Genomic DNA, 18,704 nt, shown 5'->3' with positions numbered 1-18,704 from the left:
GTGCTTGCGGGCGTGTTTGTGCCATCCGTGCGGGCGTGGGGCGGGCCGGGCGCGGGCGAAGTTGGGCTCAAGGCGGGCCCCTATGCCCGGGCCGGCGTGCCCGCCCTCGGCGGGCACGCGCACTCGCGCGATACGCACTCCGGGGCCACGATTGCACGCACCCCCGACGGCTGGGTGCTGTTGAATCGGCGGGTGAGAGTAATCATCGATGACGACGGACTCCTCAGTTCGGTCTACGACCGCTATGCCGACCGTGAGGTCGTGCCGGCGGGCGCCCGGGCCAACCTGCTCACGCTGCACCGAGACACCCCGACCCAGTGGGATGCCTGGGACATCGACACCCAGCATGCACGCTCTTTCGAGACGCTGACTCACGCCGAGTCGGTCGAGAAGCTCGCGCTCGATGCACTGCCACTCGGTCAGGTGGGCGTGCGGATCACCCGAAAATTCGGCTCCTCTCAAGTCACCGAGGACGTCACTCTCGCGGGCGAGTCGAGCACCATCGACCTCACGTTCAGTATCGACTGGCACGAACGGCAGAAGCTGCTGCGGCTGAACTTCGCGCTCGACCTGCCGGCGGACCGGGCCGCCTCCGAAATTCAATTCGGACATATATTCCGTCCCACCCATGCAAACACCTCGTGGGATTCGGCCCGCTTCGAAACCGTCGCCCACCGCTGGGTGCACGTCGGTGAGCCGGGCTTCGGAGTCGCCGTCGCGAACGATTCCACCTATGGCCACTCCATTACCCGCACCGATTTTGCGGCTCCGGCGACCAATGGCGGCGCAACTACAGCGCGCGTCGGCACCACCGTATCGCTGTCCCTGCTGCGCGCGCCGCTCTATCCTGACCCGACTGCCGACCAGGGGCGGCACGAACTGAGGGTGGCGCTCCGCGTCGGAGCGAGTATTCCCGATGCGGTGTCTGAGGGCTATCGACTGAACCTGCCCCTGCACACCATAACGGGCGTCGGCGCAACGCAGATCGAACCGCTGTTCACAGTGAACAATGCGGCGGTCGTGATCGAGGCGGTCAAGCTCGCCGAAGACGGCAGTGGAGACACAATCGTTCGTCTCTACGAGGCGCACGGAACACGGGCTCGGGCTCGGGTCGACCGCTCGTTCCCGGCTGCCGAGGCCTATGAGACCGACCTACTCGAGCGGCCCCTCTCCCAGACCGCGATCATTGCCGCTGACGGCGCAGCCCTCACACTGGAGATGCGCCCCTTTCAACTGGTGACGCTGCGATATGGCAGAGGCTGACCATTTCGATTGACGAGCGGGTCAAACGAGCAGCTGGTGCTTGGCCAGGTCGCGGTACAGCGGCGTCGATACGACGAGCTCGGAGTGCGTTCCGACGCCGACGACCTGGCCGTGGTCGAGTACCACGATCTGGTCGGAATCCACCACGGTCGACAGCCGGTGCGCGATCACGATGAGCGTGCGGTCGGCCGCGACGGCATCGATGGCCTCCCGCATCATCTGCTCGTTCTTGCCGTCGAGGCTCGACGTCGACTCGTCGAGCAACAGAATCGGCGGGGCCGCGAGCAGCGCCCGTGCTATCGCCAGCCGCTGTCGTTCACCGCCGGAGAGTTTCACGCCCGATTCGCCGACCGCCGCACCGAGCCCGGACGGGTCGCGGTCGAGCACCTCGCCGAGGTTGACCGCGTGTAGCACAGCGATGCACTCGTCGTCGGTGGCATCCGGCGTCGCGAGGGTGAGGTTGTCGCGCAACGACCCGGCGAGCACCGGGGCGTCCTGTTCGACGTAACCGATCTGAGCGCGCAGCGCGGTGCGATCCAGGGAGCGGATGTCCAACCCGCCGAGTCGCACGGTGCCAGCCGAGACGTCGTAGAACCGTTCGATCAGGGCGAGAATGGTGCTCTTGCCGGCGCCGCTCGGCCCGACGAGCGCCGTACGCAGCCCGCGTGGAGCGTTGAAGGAGACGCCGGTGAGCACCGGGCGCGGTTCCGCGTGATCGGTGGGGTCGGCCGCACTGGCGTCGGCCTCCGCTTCGGCATGCACCTCGATCGGTGCGACCAGGTAGCCGAAGTGCACGTTTTCGAAGCTGATCGCAGCGGCCTCGGGGTTGACCTTCTCGTTCGCCGCTCCGACCGTCATGGCGAGCGGGGCGATGTCGCGGTCGAACTGGTCCTCGGCGGGCAGGTCGATGATCTCCTGGATGCGGCCGAGCGCTCCGAGCGCCGAGTTGACCGAGGTGATCGCGCCAAAGAACTGGCCGAGCGGCATGATCATCATGAACAAGAACAGAATAAACGCGACCAGGTTGGCCACGGTGATGGCGTCACTCGCGACGCGAAAACCACCGACACCGAGCACAACGAGGAACGACACCTGCATAGCGATGCCGGCGATCGGCACGACGAGGGCGCTGATCTTGGCGACCTTGATGCCCATACGCCAGGCACCACGGGCGTCTTCTTCAATCACGGTGACTTCGCGTTCGGTCGCGTTAGAGGCACGCACGGTGCGAATGGCGCTGATGGCACGCTCGACGCTCGCGGCGAGGTCGCCGACCTTCGCCTGAGCGGCCTGGCTCGCGGTACGGATGCGTCGCGACAACAGGGTGACAGTGACCACCGACACCGCGATCACGAGCACGGTCAGGCCGAGCAGCACCGGGTCGATGATGAGCATCGCCACAAGCGCGCCGATGAAGGTGAGCGACCCACCGATTGCCTCGACCAGGCCTTGAGTGAGCACCGCGCGCAGAAGGGTGGTGTCGCTGCCGACCCGGGAGACGAGGTCTCCCGTGCGGCGGGAGTCGAACTCGCTGATCGGCAGGCGCAGTAGGCGCCCGACCAGTTTGCGACGGCTTGAAAGCACGACGCCCTCGCCGGTGCGCTGCAACAGATAGTGCTGGTATCCGCTGATCAAACCCGAAATCACCACGAGGGTGACGAGCAGGCCAACGAGCGAGCCGAGCGGGTTGCCCGCCTGCACGATCGTGATGACCTGGCTCACGAGCAGCGGCTGGGCCAGGCTCGCGGCGGCGCCGAGCACGCTCAATACGATGACGACGCTGAGCACCTTCTTGTGCTCGAACAGGTAGGGCAGCAGCTGGCTGAACTTCGCGCGTGGCCCGGTGGGGGCGGGGCGGCCGCGTCGGCCGCGCGGCGGCTTCATAGCGGTCGGGGAAGCGGATGGAGCGGGGGTTTCGGGCGCACGGGTAGCGGTAGTCACCCCTGAATCTTAACCGTCGAAGATGCGAACCCCAATGTCACCGGTGCGGTCTAGAGTGGGGAACTGTGCCAGAGCCTGTCATCGTCGCCCAGAATCTCGTCAAGAGATACCAAGATTTCGTCGCCGTCGACGGTATCAGTTTCGAGGTGGCGCCGGGGGAGTCCTTTGGGCTGCTCGGCCCCAACGGGGCAGGAAAATCCACGACGATGCGCATGATCGGCGCAGTCTCCACCCGCACGAGTGGCAAACTGAGCGTGCTCGGCCTCGACCCCAACGGGTACGGTCCGGAGATTCGCTCCCAGCTCGGCGTGGTGCCGCAGGAGAACAACCTCGACATGGAACTCAGGGTGCGGGAGAATCTGATGGTCTACGGGCGCTACTTCGGGCTGCCGCACGCCCGAGTGGCCCGCCGCGCCGATGAGTTGCTCGAGTTCGCCCAGCTCGAAGACAAGGCCACCGCGAAGGTCGACGACCTCTCCGGCGGCATGAAACGCCGCCTCACCATCGCCAGGGCACTCATCAACGACCTGCGCATGCTGCTGCTCGATGAGCCAACGACCGGCCTCGACCCGCAGGCGCGCCACATTCTCTGGGACCGCCTGTTTCGTCTCAAGGAGCAGGGCACGACCCTGCTGGTCACCACCCATTACATGGACGAAGCCGAACAGCTCTGCGACCGCCTCGTCGTCGTCGACAAGGGCCGAATCATGGCTGAGGGCTCTCCGGCTGACCTTATTCGCCGCTATTCCTCGCGCGAGGTGCTCGAGGTGCGCTTCGGCTCCACCCAGAACGCCGAGGTCGCCGGTCGCATTCAAGGCTTCGGCGAACGGGTCGACGTGCTGCCCGACCGCATTTTGGTCTACAGCGATAGCGGCGAGAATGAATTAGAGCGGATGACCGCGGCCGGCCTCCGCCCGATCACCAGCCTCGTGCGCCGCTCCAGCCTCGAAGACGTCTTTCTGCGTCTCACCGGCAGGAACCTGATCGAATGAGCGGCACATCGTGAGCGCGAATGATGTGGGCCGCGCCAGGGATGCGGGGGCCGCGAGCGACAGCATCCGTTTAGAGACGCTCGCCGCAGCCGTCGCGGCAGCGGCGCGCACCCGGCGTTACGGCTCCTGGTACGTGGCGGAGCACCGGTTTCGGGTCATGCGGTCGTACGCGCAGACCGTGCTGTTCACCGCAATCGGCAGCCCGCTCGTCTATCTCTACGCGATGGGTGTTGGCCTGGCCAGCCTTGTCGACGGCAACCTCGGCGACAACGCCGTCAACGGGGTGAGCTACCTCACGTTCCTGGCTCCGGCACTGCTCGCGAGCAGCGCGATCGCGGTCGCCTCAGAGGAGTTCACCTACCCGATCATGCTCGGTTTCAAATGGAACCCGACCTTCTTCGGCATGAACGCGACCTCCATCCAGCCGGGCCAGATCATCAACGGAATCGTCATCTCGGTCGCGGCCCGCATGCTGCTCACCTGCACCATCTACTACGTCTTCATGCTGGTCTTCGGGGCGGTGCCCGGGGCGCTCGGTGTGGTCGCCGTATTGGTGGCGCTACTCACCGGCCTCGCCTTCGGCGTACTCGTGATGGCCTACACGATTACCCTCAAAGACGACACCGGCCAGCTCGCTATGATGCAGCGCTTCGTGATCCTGCCGATGACCCTGTTCTCGGGCACGTTTTTTCCGCTCGATCTGTTGCCGCCCTACCTGCAGTGGATCGGCTGGATCTCACCGCTCTGGCATGGCACTGAGCTCTCCCGCGTCTTCGCCTATGGCATGACGGAGCCGATCTGGCTGAGCCTCGTGCACGTGCTCTATCTGGCGGCACTGTTGGCCATCGGCTGGGTCTGGGCCCGCCGCCTCACGGTCAGAAGGCTCAACAAATGACCCGGCCGCACCTGTCTCCGTCGACGCTCGCGGCAGGCGCTGGCCGGCCGCGACTGTTCGGCAGCCTGTATGCCGGCAACGCGCGCAGCGTGATGGCGCGCGGCTGGCGGGCGACGCGCAGCACCAACGCGCTCGTTGTGCTCAGCGGATTCGTTGAGCCCATCTTCTACCTGCTGTCGATGGGTCTCGGCCTCGGAACGCTGATCGGGCAGGTGCAGACCGTCGAGGGCGCCAGCGTGCCCTACGCGGCGTTCATCGCACCAGCCCTGCTCGCCGTGGCCGCCATGAACGGCGCGATCTACGACTCCACCTGGAACGTATTCTTCAAAATGCAGTTCGCCAAACTCTACGAGGGAATGCTGGCGACCTCGCTCGGCCCGCTCGACGTGGCACTCGGCGAGATTTCCCTCGCCCTGCTTCGCGGCCTGCTCTACGCGACCGGATTCATGCTCGTCATGCAGGCGCTCGGTCTCAACCTGTCGTGGTGGGCGCTGCTCGCCCTGCCCGCGGTGTTGCTCGTCGCGTTCGGCTTCGCGAGTGTTGGCATGGCGGTCACGAGCTACATGAAGACCTTCCAACAGATGGACTGGATCAACTTTGTGCTGCTGCCGATGTTCCTATTCTCGGCGACGTTCTACCCGCTGAGTGTCTACCCGCAGGGCATTCAGTATGTGATCCAGGCGCTGCCGCTCTGGCACGGTGTTGAGCTCGTGCGCGGCCTGACCACCGGTCAGGTCGACCCCGGTCTGCTCTGGCACGTGCTCTACTACGTCGCGATGATCGCGATCGGCTTGTTCTTCACCACTCGCCGCCTCAAAGCCCTCTTCCTCAACTGAAACGCTCCCCTTCGCGGGGCGAGAGGGGCGCGGATTTTGACGCAGCGACAACCTGCCGGTGCAGGTCGAGGTCCTTCGTTTCGCGGCTCAGGATCAGCGCGATCAGGGTGATGACGGCCATCACCGAGAGGTAGATGCCGCCCCGAAGGGGCTGCTCTCGCCGAGCGTCCGCAGCCGGAGGGCGATGAACGCGTCAATGGCAGCACCAAGAATCGAGCTCATGTTATTGGTGAAGGCCGAGCCGGTGCAGCGCACGCGCGTCGGGAACAGCTCCGGTAGCAGTGCGCCCTTCGGGCCGAACGTCATTCCCTGAGCGAGAAAAAATGTTGCGTAGACGAGCCATCCGTTCAGCCCAGGCGACGCCGCGGCACCTAAAATTACACGATGTGCTCGCGCAGCTGCCGCAGTAGCAACGCGGTGGCCAGGGCGGCGGAGGCCGCTTCCGCGCCTTTGTCCTCTGTCGAACCGGGCAGGCCGGCCCGGTCGAGGCCCTGCTGCTCGTCGTCGAGAGTCAGTACGCCGAAGCCCACGGGCTTGCCGGTGTCGAGCGCGACGCGGGTGAGGCCATCCGTTGCCGCATTCGACACGAAATCGAAGTGGGGGGTGCCGCCGCGAATGATCACGCCGAGGGCGACGACCGCGTCGGCCTCGTTTTCGAGAGCGGCCTTGCAGACGACGGGGAGTTCGAAACTGCCCGGCACCCGCACGAGCGAGAACTCGGCGTTGCTCGCTTCGAGCACCCGGGTGGCGCCGGCGATGAGACCGTCGGTGATCGCGTCGTGCCACTGCCCGGCCACAATGACGACGCGCAAACCGCGCCCGTCAACACTGATTGCGGGACCTGTTCCGGCCATTAGGCGATTCCGTTCATGATTTCGGTGTTCGTGATGTGGTGACCCATGCGGTCACGCTTGGTGGCGAGGTACTCCTCGTTGAATTCGCCGATTCCGACAACGAGCGGCACCCGCTCGGTCACGGCTACGCCGTGCAACTCGAGCTGACGCACCTTCTCCGGGTTGTTGGTGAGCAGCCGCACCGAATTCAACCCCAGATCGTGCAGGATGCTGGTGGCCGCGCCGTAATCGCGGCTGTCGATCGGCAGCCCGAGCGCGATGTTCGCGTCAAGGGTGTCAAGGCCATCCTCCTGCAGCGCGTAGGCACGCAGCTTGTTGACCAGGCCGATTCCGCGCCCCTCCTGGCCGCGCAGGTAGACAACCACACCGCCCTCCTCTTGGATGATGTCGAGCGAGGCGTCGAGCTGCGGTCCGCACTCGCATTTGAGCGAGCCGAAGGCTTCGCCGGTGAGGCACTCGGAGTGCACCCGCACGATGGCGCCGTCGACCGGGGTTCCCGCCACGAATGCCACGTGGTCGGCACCGGTAGAGCGGTCCCGATAGGCGCGCACGCGGAAGGCGCCGTGCCGGGTGGGCACCGTGGTTTCCACCTCGAAGTCGACCCGCGGCGCCTCGACGACTGGGGCGATAGTCGGCAGATCTTCGTCGGGGTGAACCTCGTCGAGGTAGCTGATCAGGTCTTTGATCGTGATGACGAGCAAGCCCTCGCGCGCGCCGAGTTCGAGCAGGCCGGGTAGGCGCATCATCTCGCCATCCTCGGCGACGATCTCGGCGATCGCGGCGACCGGAACCAGGCCGGCCAGTTTCATCAGGTCCACGCCGGCTTCAGTGTGGCCGCCGCGCTCTCGCACGCCGCCGTCGCGGGCGCGCAGCGGCAGAATGTGGCCGGGACGGTGCAGGCTCGCCGGTGCCGATGCAGGGTCGGCGAGCACCCGCAGGGTGTGGGCGCGATCGGCGGCGCTGATGCCGGTCGACAGGCGGTCGGCGGCGTCGACGCTCACCGTGTAGTTGGTGCCGAGGGGGTCTTCATTGTTCGCGACCATCACGGGCAGGTCGAGCTGGTCGGCGATCTCGTTGGTCATCGGCGCGCAGATGAAACCGGAGGAGAAGCGCACGGTCCAGGCGATCCACTCCGCAGTGGCGAGCTGGGCAGAGATGATGACGTCGCCCTCGTTTTCGCGGCCCTCGTCGTCGGCGACAATGACCGGTCGGCCGAGGCGGAGGGCGTCCAGAGCGGAGGGAATATCGGCGAGGCTCATGATGCGCTCCTTGATACGGTTGCGTGCTGGGAATCGGGGGTTGCCGCGGCGGCGGCGACGGCCAGCATGCGCTCGACGTGGCGGGCCAGAATATCGGTCTCGATGTTGACCCGTTCGCCGACCTTGCGCTCGCCGAGGGTGGTGGCGGCGAGTGTCTCGGGAATGAGCGACACCTCGAACCACTGGCTCGCGTCGGTGGCCGGGCTGATATTGCTCACGGTGAGGGAGACGCCGTCGATGGCGATCGAGCCCTTACCGACGACGAGCGGCGCGAGTTCGGCGCTCAGGCTGAACCGCAGCACCCGCCAGGCCTCGCCGGGGATGACCGCGAGCACGGTGCTCGTGCCGTCGATGTGGCCCTGCACGATGTGGCCGCCGAGGCGTCCGCCGACAAGCGCGGCGCGCTCGAGGTTGACCGGGGAGCCGACGCGGGCGTCAGACAGCGTGGACATGAGCAGGGTCTGCGCCATGACGTCGGCGGTGAAGGTATCGGGGGTGCGCTCCACCACGGTGAGGCAGACACCGGCCACGGCGATGGAGTCGCCGTGGCCGGTGCCCAGGACCACGAGCGGGCCGCGGATGGTGAGGCGGGCGGCATCCGCTGTCAGATCGATGCGCTCGATCTGGCCGAGCTCCTCGATGATTCCGGTGAACATAGGGTTCCTTAGATTGTGAGAGGCCGGGCGACGATGAGCACATCGTCGCCGAGCCGGTCGAGGGATTGAAAAGAGAGACGGCGCTGCTCGCCGATTGCGGTCACGCCGATGTCCTCAAGGGCCACTCGGGGCCCACCGATCAACGTCGGCGCGAGGTAGATGAGGTATTCGTCGACCAGCCCGGCGGCGACAAAGGCGCTCGCCACGGTCGGTCCGCCCTCGATGAAGACGCTGCGCAGGCCCCGGCCGTGCAGGTCTGCCAGCAGGCCGGGCAGATCGAGACCGTCGAAAAACAGTGGCTTCTGCGGGTGCGCGAACAGGGCAGCGGATGCCGGCAACTCACGTCGGCCGACCACCACGGGCACGGGCTGCCGGGTGAGCAGCCCGCCATCGGCACGGCGTGCGGTCAGCGCCGGGTCGTCGGTGAGCACGGTGCCGGTACCGACCAGGATCGTGTCGCAGGCGGCGCGACGCCGATGCACGTCGAGGCGGGCTGCGGCGCCGGTGATCCAGCGGCTGGAGCCGTCGGCCGCGGCCGCGCGGCCGTCGAGACTCGATGCCGACTTGAGCGTCACGAACGGGCGGCTGAGGCGAGCGGCGACGAGCCAGTCGCCGAGAAATGCCTCGCCCTCATCGGCGAGCACGCCGCCCTGCACCTCGATACCAGCGCCGCGCAGCCGCGCGGCCCCGCCGCAGGAGTGCTCGCCGGGGTCGGTCACGGAGTACACGACGCGTGTGACGCCAGCCTCGATCAGGGCAACAACGCACGGACCGGTCCGGCCGATATGGTTGCACGGTTCGAGCGTGACGACGGCGGTGCCGCCGCGGGCGGCGCCCGGGTCGAGCTTCGACAGGGCATCGACCTCGGCGTGCGCCGTTCCGGCACCTCGATGCCAGCCTTCGGCGAGGCTGTCGCCCGCCGTATTCAAGATGACGCAGCCGACTCGCGGATTCACACCGGTAGCCGGGCCTCGGGCAGCGAGTTCCAGAGCGCGGCGCATGGCGCTGTGCAGAGCCGGGCCCTGCACACCCGTGTCGAGGTCGGCGTTCGTGGTCATCCCGCTCTCATCCGTCTCGGACGAGCTCCGGGGTATGGGTGTGCGCATCCACGCAAAATCCCGTCGGTTGACCGTAGGGACCAATCGACTCGTGCGCCTCTCGTCCGGACTCTAACCGTCGGTGCTGGAGTTTCACCAGCTCAACCGTTTGGCCCCTCAAAAATTCTCAAGGGGCTAACGGGTCGCGGACTCTCACCGCCGGTTCGGAATTACACCGACCCCGGAGCACGTGTACTACAAGTTCTTCTTCTATTTATAGTGCAACAGCCTGTGCGTCGTGCTATTCCCGCTGAAAATGGCCGGAGTGGTCACGGGGCCGGGGAAGCTTCGACCAGGGCGCGGGCGGTGCTCTCATCGACGAACAGGTCAGTGATGAGCTTTGCGGCGAGCGCACCGCGCAGGCTGGCCAGCTTGGAGCGGCCGGCCACGACGCAGATGCGGCGGGGGGTGCGGCGCAGAACGGTGAAGTCCGGGCCGGTAGAGCGTTCGTTCAGCGCGATGCCGTCGGAGGAGCCGTCGGCGCGATAGAACACGGTTGCCACGTCGCCGACCACGCCGGCCGCGCCCAGGGCGTCGAATTCCGCCTGCTCGAGGTAGCCGCCGGCGTAGACGCGGCTGATCACGCCGGAGAAGGGGGACCCGAGGCCGAACAGGGCGATGTCCATGATGGCTTGCTTGTCGAGCAGGCGGCTGACGCTGCGCTCCCGCCACAGCGCCTGCTTGGTTGCGGGGTCGTCGAAGAAAGCGGGCACCGGAAACTGCTGTACGTGCGCGCCGAAGGCCGTACCGAAGCGGCCGAGAATCTCACTCGCGTAACCGAGACCGGTCGTGCGCATGTTTCCGGCACCGTTGAGCTGCACGATCTGCGAGTTGTGCGTTTGCTTCGGGGTCACGTGCCGGCTGATTACGTTCATGGTGGAACCCCAAGCGATTCCCATGGTCATGTTGGAGTCGAAGTATTGACCGAGAATTCGTGCAACCGAGAGCGCCACGCGCTCGAGCCGATCGACGTCGCTCGCACTGTCGGGAACCGGCACGACGTGCGCGGTGATTTCAAACCGAGCGCCGATCTGCTGCTCGAGGTGACTCGGAGCGTCCAGTGGTGACTTGATCTGAATGTCGACCAAACCGGTCGCGCGCGCGTGGCTGAGCAGGCGGGAAACCGAGGAACGGGAGGTGTGCAGCTCGTGGGCGATGGCATCCATCGTGAGGTCCTGCATGTAATACAGGTGCGCCGCGGTGAGGGCGTCGCGGCTGCGCTCGGACTGCACGGGATCAGTATCGAAGGTCACAACGGCTCCTTGCACGTATGTTCAATCCAGTTGAGAAATTGTGTCGGACTGTCAGAATGAATCTATTCATATGGCGTGCCCCGCGCAAATTGAAACGGGGCAAGCCCCGAGACAGAGGTGACAACAGTGTCGTTCTTAAACTCACAGACTTCGTCCGCGATCTCCGAACGCCCCCGCGCCCAAGTGCTCATCATTGGCGCCGGCATCAACGGCATCGCCACCTTCCGCGATCTCGCCCTGCAGGGCGTCGACGTGGTCATCGTCGAGAAGAACGATTATGTCTCCGGTGCCTCGTCGGCCAGCTCGCACATGATCCACGGCGGGGTGCGCTACCTAGAAAACGGCGAGTTTCGTCTGGTCAAGGAATCGGTGACGGAGCGGAACGGCCTGCTCAAGATCGCGCCGCACTACGTCAAGCCGCTAAAGACGACCATTCCCATCTTTTCCACTTTTTCCGGCGTGATGGCCGCGCCGCTGCGGTTTCTTACCCATAAGCAGGGGGCCAAACACGTTGAGCGCGGCGCCATGCTCATCAAAATCGGCATGATGATCTACGACTCTTTCTCCCGCGACGGTGGAACGGTGCCCCGCCACGAGTTCAAGGGCCGCACGAAAGCGCTCGCAGCCTTGCCCTTGCTGAACCCCGGCCTCAAGTACACGGCCACCTATTACGACGCCGCCATGGACGACCCCGAGCGCCTCGCCCTGGACGTGCTGCATGACGGCCTCGACGCCGGCCCGCACGCCCGCGCCGCGAACTACGTCGAAGCCGCCGGCATGAACGAGCACGGCGTACTCCTCCGCAACACGATTACCGGCGAAGAATTTACCTTCCAAGCAGATGTCGTCGTCAACACGAGCGGGCCGTGGACCGACCTGACCAATAACGCTCTCGGCCAGCCGAGCCGGTTCATGGGCGGCACCAAGGGCTCCCACGTCGTGCTCGATAACCCGGAACTGCTCGCGGCGACCGGTGGCGGCGAGATTTTCTTCGAGCACGAAGACGGCCGCATCGTGCTGATTTACCCGCTCAAGGGCCGCGTTCTGGTCGGTACCACCGACCTCGAGCACGACATGACCCAACCGGTCCGCTGCACCGAAGACGAGATCGATTATTTCATTGATCTCGTCGCGCACGTTTTCCCAACCGTCCCGGTCAACCGATCGCACATCGTGTTCCGCTTTTCCGGCGTGCGCCCGCTGCCGCGCCACGACGATGAAGCTCCCGGTTTCGTCTCCCGCGATTACCGCATCGAGTCGCGTCCGTTGCCCCGCACGGGCGCCGCCGACGGAACCCTGCTCAGCCTGGTCGGTGGCAAGTGGACCACCTTCCGCGCCCTCGCCGAAAACCTGAGCACCGACATTATGAAATTGCTCGGCCTGCCACGCACCGTCTCCACCGAGGGCCGCGCCATCGGCGGTGGGCGCGACTTTCCCGCCACGGAGGCCGCCCACCTCGTCTGGGTCACCGCGCACGGCGATGAGGTCGGCACCGATCGCGCCGCAGCCCTGCTCTCCCGCTACGGTACTAGGGCGAGCGAGGTCATTAAGTTTCTGACCGATCCGACCGGTTCAGCAGATGCCCCCCTCCAGCACAACCCCGCCTACACCCGCCGCGAGATCGAATTTCTGGCCTCGACGGAGAGCGTTGTGCGCTTGATGGACGTGCTCCTGCGCCGCACCAGTATGGCCTTCGTCGGCGCCGTGACCACCCCGCTGATCGAGGAACTCGCGCTCGTCGTCGCCCCCGTTCTTGGCTGGGACGCCGGGCGCCGGGCTGAGGAGATTGAGCTGGCTCGCGGCCTCCTGATCGACGTCCACGGGGTCGACCTGGCACCCGTCAGTTAGGCCGCCCCTCTCGTCGCGCAGGCGCTGCGCCCGGGCCAGCGATCGCCGGTAATCTGCACAAACGTGCAGTGAAAACCGTCCGGAGCCGACCCGGGCGCCGATACGTTTTAGACGTGATGCACGACCGCCGCACGTGACAACTAGGTCAGTCGGTGGATAGCAGTACCCCATCAGAAAGGTCAATGTGGACAATCTCGGTGTCGTCTTTATGTCAGAGGTCGTGGGAACGGCCATCCTCTTGCTCCTCGGTTGCGGCGTGGTCGCCAACGTCGCACTCGCCAAGAACAAGGGCTTGGGCGGCGGCTTTCTCATGGTCACGATCGGTTGGGGCCTTGCGGTGTATGCCGGTGTGATCGCCGCCTACAACTCGGGCGCTCACCTCAACCCTGCGGTCACCCTCGGCCTCGTCGCCAGTGGCGTTACCGAATTCGGGTCTGGCGTGCCGGTCAATCTGATCTCGATCCTCACCTACATCGCCGGTCAGATGCTCGGTGCAATTCTTGGTGCCGTCGTTGTGTGGCTGGCCTACAAGCAGCACTTCGACCAGGAGCCCGACGCGGCCAACAAACTCGGTGTGTTCTCCACCGGCCCGGCTATCCGGTCTTACGGCTGGAACCTCGTAACCGAGATCATCGGCACCTTCGTACTCGTCTTCGTCGTCATCAGCTTCGGCCGTAATGGTGACGGTGGCGGGCTCGCCGCGCTCGGTGCCCTGCCGGTGGCCCTGCTCGTGATCGCGATCGGCGCCTCCCTCGGCGGGCCGACCGGTTACGCCATCAACCCGGCCCGTGACCTCGGACCGCGTATCGCGCACTTCCTGCTCCCGATCAAGGGCAAGGGTTCGAGCGACTGGTCCTACTCGTGGGTGCCGGTCGTTGGCCCGATCATCGGCGGCGTGCTCGCCGGTGCCTCGTCGGGTCTACTGCTGCCCATCCTGGGCTAAGGTCGCCGACGTATTCTGCAGCATCCGCTGATATCTGAATTCTCACCTGGAACAACAAAGGAGTTACACATGGCCAAGTACGTTCTCGCCATCGACCAGGGAACCACGAGCTCCCGCGCGATCATCTTCGACAAGGCCGGGTCGATCATTTCGATCGGTCAGCTTGAGCACGAACAGATTCTGCCGCAGGCCGGCTGGGTCGAGCATGACCCGAAAGAAATCTGGGACAACACCCGTGAGGCCATCGGCCAGGCACTGTCGAAGGCGAACATCACCCGCCACGACATCGAAGCCGTCGGCATCACCAACCAGCGTGAAACCGCTGTCGTCTGGGATAAAAACACCGGCGTACCCGTTTACAACGCCATCGTCTGGCAGGACACCCGCACCCAGGACATCGTCGACCGTCTCGCCGCTGACGGCGGCGTCGAACGGTTCAAAGCCAAGGTCGGCCTTCCCCTGGCCACCTACTTCTCCGGCACCAAGATTGTCTGGATCCTTGAAAACGTCGAGGGAGCACGCGAGAAAGCGGATGCCGGCGACCTGTTGTTCGGCACCACCGACTCGTGGGTTCTGTGGAACCTGACCGGTGGCACCGAGGGAGGCGTACACGCGACCGACGTCACCAACGCGAGCCGCACCATGTTCATGGACCTCAAAACCCTGCAGTGGGACGACGAGATCCTCGCCATCTTCGACGTGCCCAAATCGATGCTGCCCGAGATCAAGTCGTCCTCTGAGGTCTACGGCACCGCAAGCGGGCACAGCCTGCTGCGCGAGGTACCGATCGCCGGCATCCTCGGTGACCAGCAGGCGGCGACGTTCGGCCAGGCCGCGTTCGGCCAGGGTGAAGCGAAGAACACCTACGGCACCGGAAACTTTCTGATCTTCAACACCGGAACCGAGATCATCCACTCAAAGAACGGCTTGCTCACCACGGTGGGTTACAAGCTCGGCGATGCACCCGTGCATTACGCGCTCGAGGGCTCGATCGCTGTTACCGGCTCGCTCGTACAGTGGATGCGTGACCAGCTCGGCATCATCAATAACGCCTCCGAGATCGAAGACCTGGCCAAGACGGTCAAGGACAACGGCGGGGCGTACTTCGTGCCGGCGTTCTCCGGGCTGTTCGCACCGTACTGGCGGTCAGACGCCCGCGGCGCGCTCGTCGGCCTCACCCGCTACGTGAACAAGGGCCACATTGCCCGAGCGGCGCTCGAGGCCATCGCCTATCAGACCCGCGAGGTGCTCGACGCGGTCAACGCTGACTCCGGAGTGCCATTGACCGAGCTGAAGGTCGACGGCGGTGCCACCGTGAACGATCTGCTCATGCAATTCCAGGCCGATATCATCGGCGTGCCCGTCGTGCGTCCGGTCGTCGCCGAGACCACCGCGTTGGGTGCCGCATACGCGGCCGGCCTCGCCGTGGGCTTCTGGAGCGGTCTGGACGACCTGCGCTCGAACTGGCAGGAAGACTCCCGCTGGGAGCCCGCCATGGACCCGGAGGACGCGGCACGTCTGCTGCGCAACTGGAAGAAGGCCGTCACAAAGACCCTCGACTGGGTAGACGACGACGTTCTCTAACCCTCGCCCGCAAAGCGCGCGAGTACAAGAAGTGCCCGTATGGCAGGTCCATACCGGCACTTCTTGTGCTCGCACGTTACTTTGTCAGCAGAGGGGGAAGTGCTTTTAAGGATTCGATACGGAGAATTCCTCGTTGGGTGGCTTCGATTTCGTCAACTTGTGCAGGCGATGCCGCGGCTCGGTTGAGCCAGACCCCCATCAGCCCCGCAGCGGCAGCGCCCAGGGCATCCGTGCGGAGTCGATCTCCGACGTAAACCGCTGTCTCCACGGGCACGTCGAACAGCGCGCAGGCGTGCCGGAAGATGCGCGCGTCGGGCTTGGCAACACCGAGCGCGCCCGACGTGATGACATGTTCGAACCGGTCCGTCAGGCCGACACGTCGCATCTTCTCGCCCTGAAACACCGGGTCGCCGTTCGTGATGAGGCCAAAGCGCACCCCGGGAATCAGCTCGGCCAGCGCATCGAAGCACGGGAGCGCATCGTCGTGCAGCCGCCAACTGGTCCGGTAGCTCTCGAAGTACACGTCGAACCAGGAATCCGCCTCGGCGTCGGTCAGCGTCATGTCATACGACGCCGCGAAATCCTGGGCGCGAGCGCGGCGCTGGCCGGCAAAGTCCAGGACGCCGGCGAGGTAGGAGTGGTAATGCTCCTCCTCGAGCGCATCCCAGAGCGCGGGCGCGGCTACCGGGTCGCCGGTCGCGAATGCGCCGCCGACCCGGTCGAGGTGCAGCAGAATGCCCGCGGCGGCCGCGGCCCGGTGCGCAAACAGGGTGTCGTCGAGATCAAACAGCACCACCCGTGGAGCGGTCACCGGGCGAGCGCCGCGGCCGGCCAGCAGGGCTGGGGGTTGCGGTCGTCTCCGGCGGCCAGGTGGCCCTGCCAGGACTCCGGATAGCTTCCGTCCCGATACGCGGCGACGGATTGTGATACCCCGGCATATCGAAAGCCCGACTTCCACGCCGCTCGAGCCGACGCGACATTGCCGAGGAGGCATTCCCAGTGGAGAACATCGATGGTCCCGGTGGAGAACGCCCAATCGGCGACCAGCCGCTGGGCCTCGGGAATGAGCCCGCGGCCACGGTGGGGGGCGCCCAGCCAGAATCCGATTGACCCCACCCGGTGCACGGATGCTTTCGCCGTGGCGGATTCCCCGGCCAGCCGTAGCCCAATCACGCCCAAAAGCTCCGATCCACCCGGTTCCCGCACCGCCCAGGTGTATTCCCGATCCGTCATCCACCCGTCGGGAACAAACTCGTCGAGGAAACCCTCGGCGTGTTTGCGATCGTAAGGCCACGGAACGGTCAAATAGCGCTCAAAGATCGGATCCTGGCAGTACTCAAGGATCCGGTCCGTGTCGCTGGCTGCGGGCTGATTGAGCAGAACCACCGGGGAGGCGAGCGCGAAGGCACGCATCAGCGGCGCGGCAGGAAGCCGGCCCGGTCGTAGACGGTGGCCAGAGTCTCGTTTGCCACCGCGTCGGCGCGGGCCGCGTTCGAGGCCAGCAGACGATCCAGCTCGGCCGGGTCACCGAGCAGTTCGGCGACGCGCGCACGGATCGGATCAAACGTTCCCAGCACGACCTCGACGAGGCCCTTCTTCAGGTCACCGTAGCCGCGCCCCGCGTACTCGTTTTCGAGCGACTCGATCGAGCGCGACGCGAGAACGGAGTAGATCGTGAGCAGGTTGGCCACCCCCGGCTTGTTCTCGCGGTCAAAGACCACGCCGCCATCGGCATCCGTCACCGCCCGCATGATCTTCTTCTTGGTGACTCCGGGCTCATCGAGAAGCCAGATGACCCCGGCGTGCGACTCGGCCGACTTGCTCATCTTCGACAGCGGATTCTGTAGATCGTAGATCTTCGCGGTCTCTTTGACGATCGCGACCTCGGGAATCGTGAAGGTGTCGCCGAACCGCGAGTTGAAGCGCAGCGCGAGGTCGCGAGTGAGTTCAACGTGCTGGCGCTGGTCCTCGCCGACCGGCACGACCTCGCTCTGGTACAGAAGAATATCGGCGGCCATGAGGGTTGGGTAGGCGAACAGACCCACGGTGGTCGCGTCGGCGCCGTGCCGCACGGACTTGTCTTTGAACTGCGTCATACGGCTCGCCTCACCGAAACCGGTGATGGTGTTGAGCACCCAGGCCAGCTGTGCGTGCGCGGCGACATGCGACTGCACGTACAGGGTCGACACCGACGGATCGATCCCGGCCGCGATGTACTGCGCTGCCGTGCCGCGCGTGTTCTCGCGCAGCTTCGCCGGTTCTTGGGCGACGGTGATCGCGTGCAGATCGACGATGGAGAAGAACGCGTCGTGCGTCTGCTGCAACGACTTCCAGTTCAGCAGCGCACCAATGTAATTACCGATCTGCAGGGACTCGGCTGAGGGCTGCATGCCCGAATAGAGGCGTGGTTTGGTCATGAGTTGTCGTCTCCCGACAGGTCGTAGTCCACGACGACAGGGGAGTGGTCGCTCCAGCGCTGGTCGTACGCCGCGGCCCGATCGACCGCATAATGCAGAACGGATGCCGCCAGCTGCGGGCTGGCCAAATGGTAGTCAAGCCGCCACCCGGTGTCGGTGTCGAACGCCTGGCCGCGCTGGGACCACCAGGTGTACGGGCCCTCGACCTCGCCGGCCCATTTTCGTCCGACGTCGACCCACCCGAGTCCGGCACCCGCGTTGTAGCCCGGGTCGCCTTCCGCTCCGAGGATGCGGTCAAAATACTCGCGCTCCTGCGGCAGAAAACCGGCGTGCTTCTTGTTGCCGCGCCAGTTCTTGATATCGAGTGTGCGATGCCCCACGTTCAGGTCGCCGAGAACGAGCGCGAGCGGGCTGGACTCGGTCAGCTCGGGCAGCCGGGCGATCATGGCGTCGAGAAACTTGTATTTTTCGACCTGCTTGGGAGTGTCGGTCTCGCCGGAGTGCACATAGGTGCTCACGACGCTGATGATCTTGCCGTTCACCTCGTAGTCGGCCTCGAGCCAGCGGCCGGCGCTGTCGAACTCGTCGGCGCCGAGTGTGACGCGGTGAATGGATGCCGACGACCGGCTGGCCAGGGCGACTCCGGCCCGGCCTTTGGCTGTGGCCGCATCGTGCAGAATGTTCCAGTCCGGCCCAAGGAGCCCCTCCAGATCTTCCGTGGATGCACGCACCTCCTGAATCGCCAGAATGTCGATGTCGCGGGCGTTCAGCCAGTCGCCCATTCCCTTGCGGTATGCGGCTCGGACCCCGTTCGTGTTGATGCTGGCAATACGAAGGGGTTTGGGAGACGACATGGGTCAAGTCTA

The 18,704-nt window shown here is 65.4% G+C and carries 19 protein-coding genes and 1 riboswitch; of the genes, 7 read left to right on the top strand and 12 right to left on the bottom strand.

The window, feature by feature from the left end; all coding sequences use genetic code 11:
• Nucleotides 1-1,263, top strand: a 1,263-nt coding sequence (locus LH475_RS09395; protein WP_297413612.1) for a glycoside hydrolase family 38 C-terminal domain-containing protein, incomplete at its 5' end; no start/stop codon positions are given.
• A 21-nt stretch (nucleotides 1,264-1,284) separates the two neighbouring features.
• Here LH475_RS09395 and LH475_RS09390 read toward each other — a convergent pair.
• Nucleotides 1,285-3,147 (bottom strand): ABC transporter ATP-binding protein, encoded by a 1,863-nt coding sequence (locus LH475_RS09390; protein ID WP_297413621.1) that lies wholly within the window; start codon nucleotides 3,145-3,147, stop codon nucleotides 1,285-1,287.
• A gap of 122 nt (nucleotides 3,148-3,269) precedes the next feature.
• Between LH475_RS09390 and LH475_RS09385 the strand changes: the two genes are divergently transcribed.
• Genes LH475_RS09385 through LH475_RS09375 form a run of 3 tightly spaced genes read left to right on the top strand, consistent with a single transcriptional unit; the run spans nucleotide 3,270 to nucleotide 5,927 of the window.
• A complete protein-coding gene (locus LH475_RS09385) occupies nucleotides 3,270-4,196 on the top strand; it encodes an ATP-binding cassette domain-containing protein (RefSeq protein WP_297413610.1) in 927 nt (308 codons plus the stop codon).
• A 10-nt stretch (nucleotides 4,197-4,206) separates the two neighbouring features.
• Complete coding sequence (locus tag LH475_RS09380; protein WP_327012083.1) at nucleotides 4,207-5,091, top strand: ABC transporter permease; 885 nt, start codon at nucleotides 4,207-4,209, stop codon at nucleotides 5,089-5,091.
• Nucleotides 5,088-5,927 (top strand): ABC transporter permease, encoded by an 840-nt coding sequence (locus LH475_RS09375; protein ID WP_196843636.1) that lies wholly within the window; start codon nucleotides 5,088-5,090, stop codon nucleotides 5,925-5,927. Before LH475_RS09380 ends, LH475_RS09375 begins: the two co-directional genes overlap by 4 nt.
• Here the strand turns inward: LH475_RS09375 and LH475_RS09370 are convergent.
• The 7 genes from LH475_RS09370 to LH475_RS09340 all read right to left on the bottom strand — a co-directional run bounded on the left by LH475_RS09370 (nucleotide 5,920) and on the right by LH475_RS09340 (nucleotide 10,974).
• On the bottom strand, nucleotides 5,920-6,048 hold the full coding sequence (locus tag LH475_RS09370) for a hypothetical protein (RefSeq protein ID WP_297413608.1): 129 nt from the start codon (nucleotides 6,046-6,048) through the stop codon (nucleotides 5,920-5,922). The genes LH475_RS09375 and LH475_RS09370 overlap by 8 nt on opposite strands.
• Nucleotides 6,048-6,233 (bottom strand): hypothetical protein, encoded by a 186-nt coding sequence (locus tag LH475_RS09365; protein ID WP_196843637.1) that lies wholly within the window; start codon nucleotides 6,231-6,233, stop codon nucleotides 6,048-6,050. Before LH475_RS09365 ends, LH475_RS09370 begins: the two co-directional genes overlap by 1 nt.
• A 71-nt stretch (nucleotides 6,234-6,304) precedes the next feature.
• Nucleotides 6,305-6,781 (bottom strand): 6,7-dimethyl-8-ribityllumazine synthase, encoded by a 477-nt coding sequence (ribH, locus tag LH475_RS09360; protein WP_196843638.1) that lies wholly within the window; start codon nucleotides 6,779-6,781, stop codon nucleotides 6,305-6,307.
• A complete protein-coding gene (gene ribA / locus LH475_RS09355; RefSeq protein ID WP_196843639.1) occupies nucleotides 6,781-8,040 on the bottom strand; it encodes a GTP cyclohydrolase II in 1,260 nt (419 codons plus the stop codon). The genes ribH and ribA overlap by 1 nt, the downstream gene beginning before the upstream one ends.
• Nucleotides 8,037-8,696 (bottom strand): riboflavin synthase, encoded by a 660-nt coding sequence (locus tag LH475_RS09350; protein ID WP_196843640.1) that lies wholly within the window; start codon nucleotides 8,694-8,696, stop codon nucleotides 8,037-8,039. The genes ribA and LH475_RS09350 overlap by 4 nt, the downstream gene beginning before the upstream one ends.
• Before the next feature lie 8 nt (nucleotides 8,697-8,704).
• A complete protein-coding gene (ribD, locus tag LH475_RS09345; RefSeq protein WP_297413604.1) occupies nucleotides 8,705-9,754 on the bottom strand; it encodes a bifunctional diaminohydroxyphosphoribosylaminopyrimidine deaminase/5-amino-6-(5-phosphoribosylamino)uracil reductase RibD in 1,050 nt (349 codons plus the stop codon).
• 88 nt (nucleotides 9,755-9,842) lie between these two features.
• A riboswitch (FMN riboswitch) is annotated at nucleotides 9,843-9,986 on the bottom strand.
• A 76-nt stretch (nucleotides 9,987-10,062) separates the two neighbouring features.
• Nucleotides 10,063-10,974, bottom strand: coding sequence for a sugar-binding domain-containing protein (locus LH475_RS09340; protein WP_196843730.1), 912 nt, complete (start codon nucleotides 10,972-10,974; stop codon nucleotides 10,063-10,065).
• A 198-nt stretch (nucleotides 10,975-11,172) separates the two neighbouring features.
• Here LH475_RS09340 and LH475_RS09335 point away from each other — a divergent pair, with 198 nt between their 5' ends.
• From LH475_RS09335 to glpK, 3 genes are all read left to right on the top strand, one after another.
• On the top strand, nucleotides 11,173-12,894 hold the full coding sequence (locus LH475_RS09335) for a glycerol-3-phosphate dehydrogenase/oxidase (RefSeq protein WP_297413602.1): 1,722 nt from the start codon (nucleotides 11,173-11,175) through the stop codon (nucleotides 12,892-12,894).
• A 208-nt stretch (nucleotides 12,895-13,102) separates the two neighbouring features.
• Nucleotides 13,103-13,837: an MIP/aquaporin family protein gene (locus LH475_RS09330; RefSeq protein WP_196843731.1), complete on the top strand. Its 735-nt coding sequence runs from the start codon at nucleotides 13,103-13,105 to the stop codon at nucleotides 13,835-13,837.
• Between the two features lie 69 nt (nucleotides 13,838-13,906).
• Nucleotides 13,907-15,421: a glycerol kinase GlpK gene (gene glpK, locus LH475_RS09325; protein WP_196843642.1), complete on the top strand. Its 1,515-nt coding sequence runs from the start codon at nucleotides 13,907-13,909 to the stop codon at nucleotides 15,419-15,421.
• A gap of 76 nt (nucleotides 15,422-15,497) precedes the next feature.
• Here the strand turns inward: glpK and LH475_RS09320 are convergent, their stop codons facing one another.
• The 4 genes from LH475_RS09320 to LH475_RS09305 are packed head-to-tail and all read right to left on the bottom strand — an operon-like array spanning nucleotide 15,498 to nucleotide 18,692.
• A complete protein-coding gene (locus LH475_RS09320) occupies nucleotides 15,498-16,232 on the bottom strand; it encodes an HAD family hydrolase (RefSeq protein ID WP_297413599.1) in 735 nt (244 codons plus the stop codon).
• Complete coding sequence (locus LH475_RS09315; protein WP_196843644.1) at nucleotides 16,229-16,834, bottom strand: GNAT family N-acetyltransferase; 606 nt, start codon at nucleotides 16,832-16,834, stop codon at nucleotides 16,229-16,231. The genes LH475_RS09320 and LH475_RS09315 overlap by 4 nt, the downstream gene beginning before the upstream one ends.
• Entirely contained in the window at nucleotides 16,834-17,838 is a 1,005-nt protein-coding gene (gene trpS, locus LH475_RS09310; protein ID WP_196843645.1) for a tryptophan--tRNA ligase, read from the bottom strand. The genes LH475_RS09315 and trpS overlap by 1 nt, the downstream gene beginning before the upstream one ends.
• Complete coding sequence (locus LH475_RS09305) at nucleotides 17,835-18,692, bottom strand: exodeoxyribonuclease III (RefSeq protein ID WP_196843646.1); 858 nt, start codon at nucleotides 18,690-18,692, stop codon at nucleotides 17,835-17,837. The genes trpS and LH475_RS09305 overlap by 4 nt, the downstream gene beginning before the upstream one ends.
• Nucleotides 18,693-18,704: the final 12 nt, after the last annotated feature.

It is taken from the genome of Cryobacterium sp. (assembly GCF_026786305.1).
Classification (GTDB): Bacteria; Actinomycetota; Actinomycetes; order Actinomycetales; family Microbacteriaceae; genus Cryobacterium.
Note: the sequence above shows the minus strand (reverse complement) of the source record. Positions and strands in the feature narration are given on the sequence as shown.